Origin of the sequence: Novosphingobium sediminicola (assembly GCF_014196525.1) — a bacterium.
Classification (GTDB): Bacteria; Pseudomonadota; Alphaproteobacteria; order Sphingomonadales; family Sphingomonadaceae; genus Novosphingobium; species Novosphingobium sediminicola.
In genome coordinates, this window is the sequence record NZ_JACIDX010000014.1 from 75,967 (window position 1) to 91,243 (window position 15,277).

Consider the following 15,277-nt stretch of genomic DNA (forward strand, 5'->3'; position numbering starts at 1 on the left):
CCGGATTCACGGGCAACCACTGCATATTCTGTGCCAATCAGGCCGGGCCTTTGTCATAGGCCAGCGCCGCCAGCGCCTCGATGCCCGATGCCGAAGCGACCGGTTCGATCACGATGCGCGCCCGTGCGCCCTTGCCGCCCGCCGCCGCCGCCATTTGCGCGGCAAGGCGCAGCGCCTCGGCCTGAGCGGCGGGGGGGTAACGCAGGGTGATCGAGAGCAACTGGCGACTGTCGGCCTGCTGCTCGGCCAGCCAGCGGGCCAGCGGGGGGCCGCCGGGCGCGGGGCGCCAGATGGCCAAAGGCTCGCTGATCGCGGGCGCGGCGGATGCGGGGGGCGCAGGCGGCGGCGCGGGCCGAGGAGCGGTTTTACGATCAGGCACATCGGCCATCGCCGCCGCCGTCACCATGAACAGGATCAGCGAGAGATCGGCCAGCATCGTCTGCCAGCCGACCGGCGAGCGGGGCACAAACACAGCCCCGCCGCGCAGGCGATCACCCGGACGTTCCGCAGGCCTCAACTGGATCATGCCGCCACGCCGGGATGGTGGTGATGACCGCGCGGTTCATGCTGGGGCATCATGGCGGGGGCGATTTCGGCCTCGAACCATTGGGCCAGCGCGTGGCGCGCGGCTTCCTCGGCGCGGGCGTGGCGTTCGACCACACGCGCCAGCGGGGCCAGCAGCAGATTGGCCAGTACCAGCCCATAAAGTGTGGCATGGACCGCCATGCCGATCGCGGCCAGATAGGCCCCGCGATCCACCCCTTGCGCGGGCATTTGCGAGAGCGAAATCAGCGTTCCGGCCAGACCGAAAACCGGGGCCAGTTCGGTGGCCTGCATCAGCGTGCGGATCGCCGCCTCGGCCGGGCCAAGCCGCTTTTCGCGCGCATCGGCCAGCGCATCGTCAAAACGCGCCATCGAGCGGTGGGCCAGCAGCGCGTGAAGCGCATCGTCAAATTCGCCATCGCCGGTGCTGCGCGGATCGGCGCGCAGCGGGCCATTGCGTTGAAAATCCTGCGCCGCGCGGGCCAGAGCCGCCCGCACCGCCTCGCTGTCAAAGCGGCTGGGGGCAAACAACTGGCGCGTGGCGATACGGATCGTGGCGGCCACATCCGAGCGCCCACAGCGCAGCACCGTGGCCAGCGCCGTGCCGCCCACGACGATTGCCAGCGTGGTGCCATCATAGAGGGCGGTAAGATCCATGCCTGCCGAAATCCTTTGACCCAAATCCTTTGCGATACCCAGCCAAGAACGGCGGCAAGCAGCGCAATTTCACCCCGCGGCCAGCAATTGCCGCCCCCCGGCAAAGCCTTGCCGCCCGGCAGGGGATGTCTGCCGTTCGGCATGGCGCGCGCTTGCCGGGCGGCCCCGCCCATCGATGTTTTCCCAGTGTTTTGCGCAAGAGGCCCCGCAATTGGCACGGGCTTTGCAATTCTGATGGCTCGGGCGTCCCGCCCCTCCGTTTCAAACCGTGGAGCCACCTGATGAGCGATCCTGCCAGCAATACCGGACTGTTCGGAGTCCATGGCATGGCGCTGGAATTGCGGTCCCAGCGCATGGGGCTGATTGCCAGCAACATCGCCAATGCCGCCACGCCCAATTACAAGGCGCGCGACATTGACTTCAACACCGCGCTGGATGCCCGGATCAAGGGCGCCAGCCAGGATCAGGCCACCGCCGCCGCCGTGCAATACCGCGTGCCGGTGATGCCCAGCCTGGATGGCAACACGGTGGAAATGGGCAATGAACAGGTCGCCTTTTCCCAGAATGCGGTGGGCTATGCCTCCACCCTTGCCTTCCTTTCCGACGATGTCGGCGAGGTCAAGCGCGCGATCAAGGGAGAATAAGGATGGCCGGAACCGACCTTAACATCTTTTCCGTCGCGGGCCGGGCCATGTCGGCCCAGCAGGTGCGGATGAACACAGCCGCCTCCAATCTGGCCAATGCCAGCGCGGTGGCGGGCAAGGAGGCCGATGCCTATCGCCCGATCAAGGCGGTGTTCGCCACCCAGATGGATAAAGCCACCGGCCTGTCCACGGTCAATGTGGCGGGCGTCGTGCGCGCCAATGCCACGCCCGTGCGCCAGCATGATCCGGGCAACCCGTTGGCCGATGAGAACGGCGATGTGTGGGCAGCCCCGGTCGATGAAAGCGCCGAGATGGTCGAGATGCTCGATTCCTCGCGCCAGTATCAGAACCTCGTCGAAACCCTCTCCACCGCCAAGCAGCTCATGCTCGACACCATAAGGATGAAGTGATGACCACCGTATCTTCAACCGACGCCGCCAATTCGACCGCCTCCTCCTCGTCCAGCACGGTGTCCAGCAACGGCGCCTCCACGCTGGGCTTCGAGGATTTCATCAGCCTGCTGACCAAGCAATTGACCACGCAGGACCCCACCGCCCCCACCGACAACAGCCAGATGGTGGCCCAGATGGCCCAGTTCTCGACGCTCTCGGGCATCACCCAGTTGAACACCACCGCCAGCAGCGTGGCGACCAAGCTGGGCTCGCTCGACAATCTGGCCTCGATGGGCAGCTCGCTGGAATCCATTTCCACCAAGCTGGATTCGATCCTTGCCGCCCAGCAGGCCGCCAATGGCGGCTCCACAACCGCCTAAACCCGACGCCCCATTTTGACGGAGACGCTTCATGTCTTTCTACACCAGCCTCACCGGCCTGAAAAACGCCCAGTCCGAACTCGACGTGCTCTCGCACAATATCGCCAACTCCAGCACGGTCGGCTTTAAAAAGAGCACGGCCTCGTTTTCCGATATCATCTCCTCCTCGATCCTGACCGACCCCAGCCTGACGATCGGCATCGGTTCGCGCCTGTCCTCGGTCAAACAGCAATTCTCGCTGGGCTCGATGACCCAGACCGGCAACACGCTGGATCTGGCGATCAACGGCGACGGGTTCTTCGTGGTCAAAAATCCGCTCTCGGGCGATGTCGGCTATACGCGCGCGGGCGCGCTCTCGGTCAGCCAGGACGGCTATATCAAGACCGATCAGGGCGACCGCCTTCAGGTCTATACCGCCGATTCCACCGGCGCGATCTCGTCCACCACGCTGAGCGATTGCCAGATCCCGACGGCCAATCTGGCAGGGTCCGCCTATTCAGGCATGACCGTGTCGAACACCGGCCAGATCATCGCGTCATTTGGCGATGGCACCACGCAATATCTGGGCGTGATCGGCCTTGCCACCTTTACCAACAACACCGGTCTGAAGCAGCAGGGCAGCTCGGTCTGGGCCGCCACCGGCCTGTCGGGCAATGCCTCGCTGGGCCAGCCCAAGACCGGTTCGTGGGGCGCGATCATGTCGGGCACGCTGGAACAGTCCAACGTCGATCTGGCCAGCGAAATGGTCTCGCTGATCGATGCGCAGCGCTATTTCCAGGCCAATTCCAAGGCGATCGACACCTTCACCCAGGTTTCGCAAAACATCATGAACCTGCGCACCAGCTAAGCATAAAGAGGCATCGGGATGGACCGGCTGATCTATACGGCGGTTTCGGGCATGTCCGATTCGATGACGCGCGAACGCGTGATCGCATCCAACATGGCCAATACCAGCACCATCGGCTTCAAGGCAGAAAAGCTCTACACCACGCCCATCACGCTCAAAGGCCCGGCGCTGGAAGCGCGCGCCATGGCCGATGGTCAGGTCAAGAGCGCGGATATGTCAGCCGGCGACATCAACCAGACCGGGCGCAAGCTGGATATTGCGCTGCTGGGCGATGCGATGATGGCGGTGCAATCGGCCGACGGCACCGAAAGCTATACAAGGCGCGGTGATCTGACCGTTTCGCCCACGGGCGTTCTGGAAAATGGCGACGGGCGCCCGGTGATCGGCAATGGCGGCCCCATCACCGTGCCGCTGGACGCGCAGATCACCATCGGCCCGGACGGCATGGTGCTGGTGGCCAATCCGGAAAACCCCAATCTGCCGCCCCAGCCCACCGACCGGATCAAGCTGGCCAGCACATCGGGCACCACCATTGCCAAGGGGCTGGACGGCCTGTTTCGCGTGGTGGGCGGGGGCGTGTTGCCCGCCGATGAAAACGCGCGGGCCATCGCGGGCAGCCTGGAACAGTCCAACGTCAACCCTTCCGAGGTGTTGACCCAGATGATCCAGGCCCAGCGCCTGTATGACATCCGCACCAAGCTGATCGCCACGGCCAAGGAGGTGGACCAGTCCGGCACCTCGCTGCTGCGTCTCTCCGGCTCGTGATACCCCATCTTTAAGAAAGGAAGCGCCCGATGCCTTCAACCGCTCTTCAAGTCGCCCGCACCGGTCTGGATGCGCAGGACACAAGGATGCGCGTCATTGCCAACAATCTGGCCAATGTCAGCACCACTGCCTTCAAACGCGACCGCGCCAATTTCGCAACGCTCGCCTATCAGGACATGCGCGTGGCTGGTCAGGCCTCGTCCAACCAGACGACCTATGCCACCGGGCTGAACCTGGGCACGGGCGTGGGCGTGCAATCAACCACCCGCGTGGACCAGCAAGGCACGATCAATTCGACCGGCAATGCGCTGGATCTGGCGATTTCGGGCAATGGTTATTTCCAGATCCTGCTGCCTTCGGGGCAATTGTCCTATACGCGCGCGGGCAATTTCAGCCTCTCGGCCGAAGGGCAACTGGTCACCTCGCAAGGCTATGTGGTTCAGCCCGCGATCACCATCCCCAATGGCGCCGGCTCGATCACCGTGGCCAAGGACGGCACGGTTTCGGCCATGCTGCCCGGATCGACGGCGGCAACGCAGGTGGGCCAGCTGACCATCGCCAGCTTTGCCAATCCGGCCGCGCTTCAGGCCGCCAGCGACAATCTCTACGGCGAAACACTGGCCAGCGGCCCGGCTCAGATCGGGGCGGCGGGCACGGCCGGGCGCGGCGACATTGCGCAGGGCAGCCTCGAAGCCTCCAACGTCAACATCGTCACCGAGCTGGTCGACATGATCGAATGCCAGCGCGCCTATGAGATCAATTCCAAGATGATCTCGGCGGTCGATGACATGCTGAAAAACGCGAACCAGACGCTGTGAGGCACGAGATGACCCTGCGCCCCCTGCTGCTGATCCTGACGGCGGCGCTGGCCCTGCCCGCGCCTGCGCAGGCCGGACGCCGTCCCGCGCCCGGCTTCGAGGCCACGCTGCCCACGCCCCCCGCCATGGCCCCCACCGAGGGCGCGATCTTTATCGCGGCGGCCGGTTATGCCCCGCTGGTGTCGGGCGCGCGGGCGCAGCGCGTGGGCGATGTGCTGACCATCATCCTGAATGAGAACACATCGACCGCCAAGACCAGCACTAACAAAACCCAGCGCAGCGGCAGCGCCAATATTGCCGCGCCCACGCTCGGTCCGCTCTCAATGAGCTCGACGCCCCTTAATGCTTCGTCCTCCGGGTCGTTCAATGGTCAGGGCAATGCGACGCAGACCAATTCCTTCAGCGGAATGATCTCTGTGACCATCGCCGAGGTTCGACCCAACGGCACCGCATTGGTGCGAGGAGAAAAGCGCATGCTGCTGGCACAGGGCAAGGAGTGGATCCAGTTTTCCGGCATCGTGCGCCTTGCCGATGTCGATGCCGCCAATCAGATCCAGTCTGGCCAGGTGGCCGATGCGCGGATCGAATATGCAGGCAACGGCAGCGTGGCGCAGAGCGCGCGCGAAGGCTGGCTCTCGAAATTCTTCAGCTATATCAGCCCGTTTTGAGGTCGATCATGCGTATCTTCTCTCTCCTTGCCGCCCTTCTGGCTTTGTGCTCGGCCCCGCTTCATGCCGAACGCGTGCGCGACATCGGCACGTTTCAAGGCGTGCGTTCCAACCAGCTCACCGGCTATGGCATCGTGGTCGGGCTGGACGGCACGGGCGATGATACGCTCGATTATCTGACGCAGGCGATGAAGGGTGTGTCGGGCCGGATGGGCCTGCAATTGCCGCCCGGCGTCAATCCGGGGCTGAAAAACGCCGCCGCCGTGATGGTGACCGCCGACCTGCCCGCCTTTTCCAAGCCCGGCCAGCGCATCGACATCACCGTGTCCGCCATCGGCAAGGCCAAGAGCTTGCGCGGAGGCGCGCTGATCCTGACGCCGATGTATGGCGCCGATGGTCAGATCTATGCGATGGCGCAGGGCAATCTGGCCGTGGGCGGCCTTGGCATTGCCGCGCGCGACGGATCGCAGCTTTCGGTCAATATTCCCACCACCGGCCGCATTGCCGAAGGGGCCACGGTCGAACGCGCGGTCAACACCGGTTTCGAAAAGGCGCCCATCCTGCGCTATAACCTGAACACCGCCGATTTCCTGACCGCCCAGCGCGTGCGCGATGCGATCAACCTGCGCTATCCCGGCATGGCCAGCGCGGAGGACGCCGTGACGGTTGCCCTGCGCATGCCCGATGGGGCCGATACGCGCTCGTCGATGCTGGCCGCGATCGAGATGATCAATGTCAGCCCCGCCGAGGCCGCCGCCAAGGTCATCGTCAACAGCCGCACCGGCACCGTGGTCATCAACAGCGCGGTGCGCCTGTCGCCCGCCGCCGTCAGCCACGGCAAGCTGACCGTGCGCATCGACGAGAAATCCCGCGTGACCCAGCCTGCGCCCTTTTCCAATGGCCGCACCGCCGTCACGCCCAACAGCAATATCACCGCCGAGGAAGAGAAAGCCCATGTCGCGCTGCTGAAAAACGGCGCCTCGCTCTCCAAGATCGTCGATGCGCTCAATCTGCTGGGCGTCACGCCCTCGGATCTGGTGGCCATCCTCGAAGCCTTGAAAGAGGCAGGCGCGCTCAAAGCCGAGATGGTGGTGATATGAGCGACACCACCATCCAGCCGGGCGGCGCGCTGCCCATCGCCTCCAACGCCTCGCCCCAGCCGACCAAGGCCCAGATCCACGAAGCGGCGCAAAAGTTCGAGGCGCTGATGCTGCGCCAGATGCTGGCGCAGGCGCGCAAGGTCGATTTCGGCAACAGCTTGTTCGACCAGAAAGCGACCGAAAATTTCCGCGACATGCAGGACAGCAAAATGGCCGACACCATGGCGCAGCGGGGCACTTTGGGCTTTGCGCGCATGATCGAGGCCCAACTTGCCCGCCAGACCGGCACGGGCAACGGAGAGTGAGCCGATGAGTGCCAACATGATCGCCATTGCGTCGAGCGGCCTGCGCGCCGCGCGTGCCGCGCTGGAAGTGACATCGCAGAACATCGCCAATGCCGGCACCGAAGGCTATGTCAGGCGCAGCGTCTCGCTGAGCGAACTGTCGGCCAACAATCTGCGCTCCAGCTATGGCGAGGTTTCACAACTGGGCGTGCGGGTCAGCGGGATCACGCGCAATGTCTCGGGCTTTGATCAGGCCGAGGTGCGCCGCACCACGGCGGATGCGGCCCGCGCCGACACGCTGGTCGAGGGATTGACCCAATTGTCCGATACGGCGGACAATTCGGGCGTCTTTACCGCGATCACCAGTTTCCAGTCGGCCCTCTCGCAAATGACCGCCAGCCCAGCCAATTCCTCGCTGCGCGCCAATGTGGTCGAGGCCGCGCGCACGATGGCGCAAAGCTTCAATGCGGCGAGCAGCGGGCTGCAATCGGCCGTGACGGGCATGCAGGACGAGGCCGCCAGCGGGGTCAAGGACCTCAACGATCTGGCCGCCAATCTGGCCCAGGTCAACATCCGCATCTCGGGCGATACCGACCCTGCCAACAACAGCGCGGGCCTGCTCGACGAACGCGACACCATCCTGCAAAAGATGGCCGCGATCACCAATATCAGCACCACGGTCAATGCAGACAACACCGTCACAGTGCAACTGGGCAGCGGCACCGGCACCACGCTGGTCGATCACGGCAAATCCGGCACGCTGGCGATGGCCAAGGCCGGCGACGGCAATGTCTCCTTTACGCTGACCGACACGACGGCCGCCGCCACCGCGATCACCCCCACGGCCGGATCGCTGGCCGGACAGCAGCAGGCGATCAGTTCAGGTGTCACCGCGCTGGCCGGTCTGGACACGGTGGCCACGTCGATGATGTCCACCATCAACACCGCGCAGGGCAATGGCGTCGATCTGAACGGGGCGACCGGCACCGCGATGTTTACCGGCAATGGCGCGGCCGATATGGCCATGGTGCTGACCGGCCCCGGCCAATTGGCCGCCGCATCGGCCGGATCGACCGCCAGCAGCCAGAACGGCACCAATCTGAGCGCGATGATCAATTCGCTGGGCAGCGCCAATGTCTCGGGCCAGATGAACGACTATCTGTTCGGCCTGTCGAGCGCGGTTTCCAGCAACACCACGATGCGCGACGCCTTCGACACCATCGCCTCGAATGCCAAGACATCGCTGGCGGCGGCATCGGGGGTCGATCTGGATACCGAGGCGGCCGCTCTCATAAAATACCAACAGGCCTATCAGGCTTCGGGCAAGATTATTCAGATAGCATCGACCCTCTTCGACCAATTGCTGAATCTGTAACGGAAAGGCGAAGCACCATGACCAATGTCAGCACCAGCGCCTTTTACCAGAACGCCATCTCCTCGATGACCGATCTGCGCAAGCAGACCGAAAAGCTGCAGGCCCAGATCAGCACCGGCAACACGATCCAGCATTCGCGCGACAATCCGCTGGCCGCGGCCCAGATGCGCGCGCTTCAGGCCGCCGATACGCTGGCCAGCGCCGACAAGGCCAATGCGAGCGCGGCCAAGACGCAGCTGACCCAGACCGACGATACGCTCAGCCAGTTCACCGACATCCTCTCGCAGATCACCACGCTGACCACGCAGGCCGCCTCCTCGACGCTGAACGACAGCCAGCGCGCATCGGTCGGCCAGCAGATCGGCGCCTTTTACGAAAGCCTGACCAGTCTGGCCAACACCAAGGACGCGCAGGGCAACCCGCTGTTTGGCGGACAGGCCACCGGCAACGCCTATACGTTCGACCCCACCACCGGCGCCCCCTCCTATAATGGCACCAGCACCGCCTCCACGCTTTCGCTGGGGCCGGGCCTTTCGGTGACGACCGGGGTGACGGGGCCGGAGTTCCTCGATTTCCAATCGGGCGGCGTGTCGAAAAACCTGCTGACCACGGTCAAATCGCTGGCCGATGCGCTGCAAAACCCGACCTCGACCGCCGCCGCCATCGCCACGGCCAAAAGCGCGCTCGACGATCTGGGCGCGGCCACATCCTCGGTCTCGGCCAGCCAGACCGTGGTGGGGGCGCGACTGGACTGGATCAACACCACCTCCAATATGCAAACCCAGACCGCCACCCAGCGCGCCACGCGCGAGGCCGATGTGGGGGGCACCGATCTTGCCGCCACCATCGCCAAGCTGAGCCAGCAGATGACCGTGCTGGAGGCGGCGCAGTCCAGCTTTGTAAAGGTGGCCAATCTTTCGCTCTTCTCGATGCTGAACTGATTGATCTGCATAATATTTTTCCTCGCCATGCAGACTAGCGCTGGCGATATTTTGCCCGGCAAAGGACGTTAACCATGTTCCCCGTTATCGGTTTAGTCGTTCTCTTCGTTGCGGTTTTTGGCGTTTTCGCCATGACCGGCGGCGCGCTTGGCCCGGTGTTCGAGGCCATCCCGCACGAAGTGGCGACTATTGCCGGCGCAGGCATCGCGGCGCTTATCATCGGCAATGACATGCATGGGCTCAAGGCGCTGGGCGCCGGGTTTGCCAAGGTGTTCAAAGGGCCGCGCCATAACAAGCAGGACCATATTGACGTCATCGCCCTGACCACCAAGCTGATGAAACTGCTGCGCACCGAAGGCCCGGTGGCGATGGAAAGCCATGTGCAGGACCCGAAAAGCTCGGCAATCTTTGCCGAATATCCGCGCCTGCTGGCCAATCATGAATTGACCGACCTGATCTGTGATACGCTGACGCTGATCGTGGTGTCCTCCGGCACGCTGGAGGTGCATGCGGTTGAAGACGTGATGGACAATGCCATCAAGACCCACATCGCCTCGCTCGAACATCCCCAGCACGCCATTACGGGGCTTGGCGACGCCCTGCCCGCGCTGGGTATCGTGGCGGCGGTGCTGGGCGTGGTGAAAACCATGGGCTCGATCGACAAGCCGCCGACGGTGCTGGGCGCGATGATCGGTTCGGCGCTGGTGGGCACGTTCATGGGCGTTATGATGGCCTATGGCATCGTGGGGCCGATGGCCGGACGCCTGCAACAGGTCAACGAGGCCGACGCGCAGATCTTCAATTGCGTCAAACAGGTCATCATCGCCAGCCTGCATGGCTGGCCCCAACCGCTGGTGGTGGAAAGCGCCCGTTCCGGCCTGATGCATGATTATCGCCCGGGCCTGTCCGAACTGCTCGACGCGCTGCGCGGGCGTTAAGGCCGACGATGTCAGGCACCGGCCCTCTTCCCCGGCCCTGTTACCCTATCGAGGTAGGCTATTGGGTGGCAGGGCCGGTGGAGAGGGCAGGTGCCGCAAGCCTGACCCGGATGGGTCAGGCGCACCCGACAAGGAATCCATGAAATGGCTCCGCCGAAGAAACCGGGCAAGAACGAGATCCCGGCCCCCATCATCGTCAAGAAGATCACCGTTGTGGCCGGCGGCCATCATGGCGGCGCGTGGAAAGTGGCCTATGCCGACTTTGTGACGGCGATGATGGCCTTCTTTCTGCTGATGTGGCTGCTGGGCGCGACCACGGAAAAACAGCGCAAGGGCATTGCGGACTATTTTACCCCCACGCTGGTCAAGACCAAACAGGGCAGCGCAGGCTCAAACGGGCTGCTGCACGGCAATTCGCTGACCGATGTCGACGATTATCCCAACCGCCAGGGCCAGACCGGGACGCGCGCCATGACCATCCCGCGCGACACCACCGGCGGCCCCAAGGAAGGCGGCAGCAAGGTCAAGAAGGTCGCCTCGGTCACGCAAAAGCTGCAACAGCGCCTCTCGGCCACCGAAAAGCTGCAAAAGCTGGCGCGCACGTTGAAGGTCACGGCCACGCCCGACGGCATCCGGCTCGATCTGGTCGATGACGCCGATTTCTCGATGTTCCAGTTGGGCACGACGATCCTGACCCCCGATGCGGTGCAATTGCTCCATGCCATCGGCTCGGTGCTCAAGGATGAGGAAGGCGGGATCACCATTCGCGGCCATACCGATGGTTTGAAATGGAAACGCACCGATACGATCAACAACTGGTCGCTGTCGGCCGGGCGCGCCGAGGCGACGCGGCAGGCGCTGATGCGCGACGGGTTGGGCGAGACGCGCTTTCGCCGGATCGAGGGCGTGGCCGACCGCGAACCGCTGATCGCCGACAATCCCAATGATGCGCGCAACCGGCGCATGTCGATCCTGCTCAATTATCAGTAGGACCACATAGCACCCCATCGACGCCTCCTTCACCTCGCCCATTTACTTCTTGGCAACACAGGAACGGGGCGAGGTCTGGCGCTATATTCGGCCCAAGGCACGGCTCCGCCAATAATGGAGCCTTGTCATGTCTGCGCCACTCGACCACGCCACGCTGGCAACCGATCGGGTCAACCCCGCCCGCAGCGAAGTCCTGCCCCACCAACTGCCCGATGTGCTTGACGATTTTCCGCAGGCGCAGGTGCTCAGTCTGGACTGTTTCGACACGCTGATCTGGCGCGACACCTATCGCCCGGTCGATGTGTTCAAGGCGCTGCCCGGAATGGCCGGCACCCAGCGCGCCCGCGCCGAGGAAACCGCCCGCCGCGCCGCCCGCATTCTGGCGCGGGGCGAAGACATCACCATTGCCGAGATCTATGGCAGGCTGATGCCCGCCGCCTCGCCCGAGGTGCAGCAGGCCGCGATCCGCGCCGAACTGGATGCCGAGGCCACCCATTGCTATGCCTTTACCCCCACGGTCGAGCTGATCCGCCGGGCCAAGGCGCGCGGGATGCAGGTGGTGATCGTGTCGGACACCTATCTGAGCGAGGAAATGCTGCGCGAGCTGATCGCGCGGGCGGGGGGCGAGGAGCTCTCGGCCATGATCGACCGCGTGTTCGTTTCCTCGCATTGGCGCCTGCCCAAGGCCCGCGGGCTTTATCGCCATGTGCTGCCCGAACTGGGCGTCGATGCCGGGGCGGTGCTGCATATTGGCGACAATCTCAACGCCGACGTCAAGGGCGTGGCCCCCTTTGGCGTGCAGACGGTTCACCTCAAGCAATTCCACGCCGAGATCGAGCGTCAGTTGCGGCTGGAGGCCTGTCTCGACACGCTCTTGAGCGATGGATCGGACACGCTGGGCGCGCCCCAGCCCCACCGCGCCGCGCTGGCGCAATGGACCCCGCAATTGACCGATACGGCGCAGCATTTCGGCTATGCCGTGCTGGGGCCGATCTTCACCGGCTATGACCGCTGGCTCTGCGCCGAGGCCGAGACGATCGGGAGCCGACGCGGCGGCAGGGTCCATCCGCTGTTCCTGATGCGCGACGGCCATCTGCCGCTGCTGGTCCATCAGGCGCGCGGCGCAACCGGTGGCCATGCCGTCGAAATCAGCCGCTTTACCGCCACCGCCGCGATCTTCACCGCCGATGCGGCCATAGACGCCTATGTCGAGGACCAGTTGGGCACCGATCCGGCCGTGATCGCCCATCAGTTGCAGATCCCCCCCGCCGAGGTGAAGAAGCTGGCCGCCATTGCGGACAAGACCAAGGGCACGCAGGCCCTTTATAGCCTGCTCGACCGGCGCGAGATCCGCCGTTTCATCCACAAGGCCGCGCGGCGCATGGCCGACCGGATGATCGCCCATATCCGCCATGCCGCCGATCCCCGGCCCGGCGATACGCTGATGCTGGTCGATCTCGGCTATAACGGCTCGGTGCAGAACCGGATCGACGCGGTGCTGGCCGAGGCGCTGGGGGTGCATGTCGCGGGGCGCTATCTGTTGCTGCGCGAGGTCGAGGTCAGCGGGCTGGACAAGGCGGGCTATTTCGACGCGCGCCATTATGATCATGATGCACTCATCGCCATGGCCAACAATATCGCGGTCTTCGAACAATTCTGCACCAACACAGCCGGCTCGGTGGTCGATTATACCGAACGCGGCGCACCGATCCGCCGGGCCAATGACATCAAACAGGCGCAAAGCGCGATCCGTGAGACGGCCCAGCAAGGATGCCTGCTTTTCGCCCAAACCCAGCCCGCCGCCAGCCAGCGCGCCCACCGCGACCCCGCCATGGACGCCGATCACTGGCGCCGCGCCAATGCCGCCGCACTGGCCCGGCTGATGTTTTTGCCCATGCCCTATGAATTGGGCGTGTTTGAAAGCTTCGAGCATGACGTCAATCTGGGCACCGCCGAAACCGTCGCGCTGTTTCACAAGGGCCACGCGCAAAAGGGGCTGCGTCAACAGGGCCTATTCTATCTGAAGGGTGCGCGGCGTATGTTTCTGCCCGCCGAATTGTCGGAAGAAGGCATGGCCACCCGCCTTGCCTATCTGGCCTCCAGCCGCTTCGGCATGATGCTCAATGTCAGCGACTTTACCGCCGAGGGCGGCTTCCTTGTCCCCACGATCTACAGCAACGGGCGCGAGGTGGTCGAAACCCGCTTTAACGCGCTGCCCACGCATAATGGCTATCACAGCCTGTGCATTCCGATCGGCGATTGCCGCTATACCGCCGCGATCCAGTTCGGCGCGCTCTTCGACTGGATCGAGGTCTATTCAATCACCGCTCTGCCCCAGGCCGAGCATCTCAACAACACCCATGACACGGCCAGCCGCGAAATCGCGATGACGCCGGTGCTGGAGGGAATCGAGGCGCGTTCGGGCAATCTGTGGCAATGCACATCGCCCCACGGCTTTGCGCTGATCAACCCGCCGCCGCGCCGCAATGATACGCCGATGATGTTGCTGGTGGTGTTCCGCCCGGTGACATGGAAGGAAGGCGCGGCCTGATCCCATCGCACCGCCGCGATTGCAAAACGCCGCGCCCCCAACGGGACGCGGCGTTTTTCTTTATGGACCGGCAGTAATCGGGAACAGTAATCGGGAAGTGAAACGCGAAAAAACCCGGCGCTTCCCTTGGGGGGAAGCACCGGGCCTGTCCGGGAATTATCCGGATCGCGGCTTACTTGAGCAGCGAGAGGACATTCTGCTGGCTCTGGTTGGCCTGGGCGATCATCGCGGTCGATGCCTGGCTCAGGATCTGGGCCTTGGCCATCGCGGTCGATTCAGCCGAATAGTCGGTGTCCTGAATGCGGCTGCGGGCGGCCGAGAGGTTGGTCGAGTTGTTGGTCAGGTTGTTGACCGCCGACTGGAGCTGGCTCTGACCGGCGCCGAAACCGGCGGCCGCGGTCGAAACCTGACGGATCAGCGTGTCCATCGTGTCGATGGTGGACGAGGCCGAACCGCTGGTGGAAACGTCGATGTTGGCGCTCTGCGCATCCCAATCGATGCCCTGCGAGGTCAGCGTGATCGTGTCCGAGCTGTTCGCACCGGCCTGGATCGAGAAGGTCGTGGTCGAGGCCGAACCGGCGCCGGCGGTGTTGAACAGCGCGTTGCCGTTGAACTTGGTGTCCGACAGGATCGAGCCGATCTGGGTCTTGAGCGAGTCGACTTCCTGCTGCATGTCCTGACGGTCGGTGTCCTGATAGGTGCCCGAGGTGGACTGCACCGACAGTTCACGAACGCGCTGCATCATGTTGGTCACTTCGGTCAGCGACCCTTGCGCCGTCTGAGCCAGCGAGATGCCGTCGTTGGCGTTCTTGATGCCCTGGTTCATACCGTTGATCTGGCTGGTCATCGAGGTCGAAATGGCCAGACCTGCCGCGTCGTCGGCGGCCGAGTTGATGCGCGTGCCGGTCGACAGGCGGGTCATCGCCTTGGCGGTCATGTTGGCGGCGCTGTTCGATGCATTGGTTGCCTGAAGGGCGTTAACGTTGGTGTTGATGACAGTCATGGTTCACTCCCGATTTGTCCCGAAGGTTGCCAGCCCGCCGGTCCATCCGGTACTGGCTGCCAGCCACTAGAGCGGTTGGGGCAGCGCCAATTTAAGCCCTTTGCGAAAATTTGTGCGCAGGGGCCGACAAGTCCTTTTTAGCCAAACAGGTGATTCGCACAGGCTCGCTCGCGGTAACGAATCAACCCCCGCACGACCCGCATGTGACGGTCGGCGTCTGCGGTTTTTAAGCCCCCGAAATAATTTTTTTCCCACCTTGTTGGGCAAGCAGCCCGTAGTGGCCGCAAAACGGGGCGGTGAATCCGGCAAAATAGGGATTGTTACGAGGACTTAAATAACGCCGGATTTTGACGTTGCGGTGGCAAAAACAGCCTCGGGAAT

The 15,277-nt window shown here is 63.9% G+C and carries 17 protein-coding genes; 14 read left to right on the forward strand and 3 right to left on the reverse strand.

Features of this window, described 5'->3' with window-relative positions; translation table 11 throughout:
- Window positions 1-37: 37 nt before the first annotated feature.
- Together GGR38_RS17245 and GGR38_RS17250 are read right to left on the reverse strand one after the other, a co-directional pair.
- Complete coding sequence (locus GGR38_RS17245; protein ID WP_246404862.1) at window positions 38-526, reverse strand: hypothetical protein; 489 nt, start codon at window positions 524-526, stop codon at window positions 38-40.
- Window positions 523-1,200, reverse strand: a complete 678-nt coding sequence (locus GGR38_RS17250; protein WP_183627399.1) for a MotA/TolQ/ExbB proton channel family protein — start codon at window positions 1,198-1,200, stop codon at window positions 523-525. Before GGR38_RS17250 ends, GGR38_RS17245 begins: the two co-directional genes overlap by 4 nt.
- Before the next feature lie 281 nt (window positions 1,201-1,481).
- Here GGR38_RS17250 and GGR38_RS17255 point away from each other — a divergent pair, with 281 nt between their 5' ends.
- The 14 genes from GGR38_RS17255 (at window position 1,482) to GGR38_RS17320 (ending at window position 13,893) form a co-directional block, all read left to right on the forward strand.
- On the forward strand, window positions 1,482-1,844 hold the full coding sequence (locus GGR38_RS17255) for a flagellar basal body rod protein FlgB (RefSeq protein ID WP_183627400.1): 363 nt from the start codon (window positions 1,482-1,484) through the stop codon (window positions 1,842-1,844).
- A gap of 2 nt (window positions 1,845-1,846) precedes the next feature.
- Window positions 1,847-2,254 carry a flagellar basal body rod protein FlgC gene (gene flgC, locus GGR38_RS17260; protein ID WP_183627401.1) on the forward strand — a complete coding sequence of 136 codons (408 nt, stop codon included), beginning with the start codon at window positions 1,847-1,849 and terminating at the stop codon, window positions 2,252-2,254.
- Window positions 2,254-2,616, forward strand: a complete 363-nt coding sequence (locus GGR38_RS17265; protein WP_183627402.1) for a flagellar hook assembly protein FlgD — start codon at window positions 2,254-2,256, stop codon at window positions 2,614-2,616. The genes flgC and GGR38_RS17265 overlap by 1 nt, the downstream gene beginning before the upstream one ends.
- Window positions 2,617-2,647: 31 nt before the next feature.
- Window positions 2,648-3,463 (forward strand): flagellar hook-basal body protein, encoded by an 816-nt coding sequence (locus GGR38_RS17270; protein ID WP_183627403.1) that lies wholly within the window; start codon window positions 2,648-2,650, stop codon window positions 3,461-3,463.
- A gap of 18 nt (window positions 3,464-3,481) precedes the next feature.
- On the forward strand, window positions 3,482-4,228 hold the full coding sequence (locus GGR38_RS17275; RefSeq protein WP_183627404.1) for a flagellar basal body rod protein FlgF: 747 nt from the start codon (window positions 3,482-3,484) through the stop codon (window positions 4,226-4,228).
- A gap of 29 nt (window positions 4,229-4,257) precedes the next feature.
- Window positions 4,258-5,046 carry a flagellar basal-body rod protein FlgG gene (flgG, locus tag GGR38_RS17280; RefSeq protein ID WP_183627405.1) on the forward strand — a complete coding sequence of 263 codons (789 nt, stop codon included), beginning with the start codon at window positions 4,258-4,260 and terminating at the stop codon, window positions 5,044-5,046.
- Between the two features lie 8 nt (window positions 5,047-5,054).
- Window positions 5,055-5,714, forward strand: a complete 660-nt coding sequence (locus GGR38_RS17285; RefSeq protein WP_183627406.1) for a flagellar basal body L-ring protein FlgH — start codon at window positions 5,055-5,057, stop codon at window positions 5,712-5,714.
- An 8-nt stretch (window positions 5,715-5,722) separates the two neighbouring features.
- The gene (locus tag GGR38_RS17290; protein WP_183627407.1) at window positions 5,723-6,814 is read left to right on the forward strand and encodes a flagellar basal body P-ring protein FlgI; all 1,092 of its coding nucleotides are present in this window, start codon (window positions 5,723-5,725) and stop codon (window positions 6,812-6,814) included.
- A complete protein-coding gene (locus GGR38_RS17295) occupies window positions 6,811-7,119 on the forward strand; it encodes a rod-binding protein (RefSeq protein ID WP_183627408.1) in 309 nt (102 codons plus the stop codon). The genes GGR38_RS17290 and GGR38_RS17295 overlap by 4 nt, the downstream gene beginning before the upstream one ends.
- A gap of 4 nt (window positions 7,120-7,123) precedes the next feature.
- Window positions 7,124-8,473 carry a flagellar hook-associated protein FlgK gene (gene flgK, locus GGR38_RS17300; protein WP_183627409.1) on the forward strand — a complete coding sequence of 450 codons (1,350 nt, stop codon included), beginning with the start codon at window positions 7,124-7,126 and terminating at the stop codon, window positions 8,471-8,473.
- 17 nt (window positions 8,474-8,490) lie between these two features.
- Complete coding sequence (flgL, locus tag GGR38_RS17305) at window positions 8,491-9,414, forward strand: flagellar hook-associated protein FlgL (RefSeq protein ID WP_183627410.1); 924 nt, start codon at window positions 8,491-8,493, stop codon at window positions 9,412-9,414.
- Window positions 9,415-9,488: 74 nt separating this feature from the next.
- Complete coding sequence (gene motA, locus GGR38_RS17310) at window positions 9,489-10,352, forward strand: flagellar motor stator protein MotA (protein ID WP_172342079.1); 864 nt, start codon at window positions 9,489-9,491, stop codon at window positions 10,350-10,352.
- Window positions 10,353-10,496: 144 nt separating this feature from the next.
- Complete coding sequence (locus GGR38_RS17315; protein WP_183627411.1) at window positions 10,497-11,342, forward strand: flagellar motor protein MotB; 846 nt, start codon at window positions 10,497-10,499, stop codon at window positions 11,340-11,342.
- A gap of 127 nt (window positions 11,343-11,469) precedes the next feature.
- Window positions 11,470-13,893 (forward strand): HAD family hydrolase, encoded by a 2,424-nt coding sequence (locus GGR38_RS17320; protein WP_183627412.1) that lies wholly within the window; start codon window positions 11,470-11,472, stop codon window positions 13,891-13,893.
- Between the two features lie 172 nt (window positions 13,894-14,065).
- On the opposite strand, the gene GGR38_RS17325 is transcribed toward GGR38_RS17320, so the two are convergent.
- Window positions 14,066-14,896: a flagellin N-terminal helical domain-containing protein gene (locus GGR38_RS17325; protein WP_183627413.1), complete on the reverse strand. Its 831-nt coding sequence runs from the start codon at window positions 14,894-14,896 to the stop codon at window positions 14,066-14,068.
- Between the last annotated feature and the right edge of the window lie 381 nt (window positions 14,897-15,277).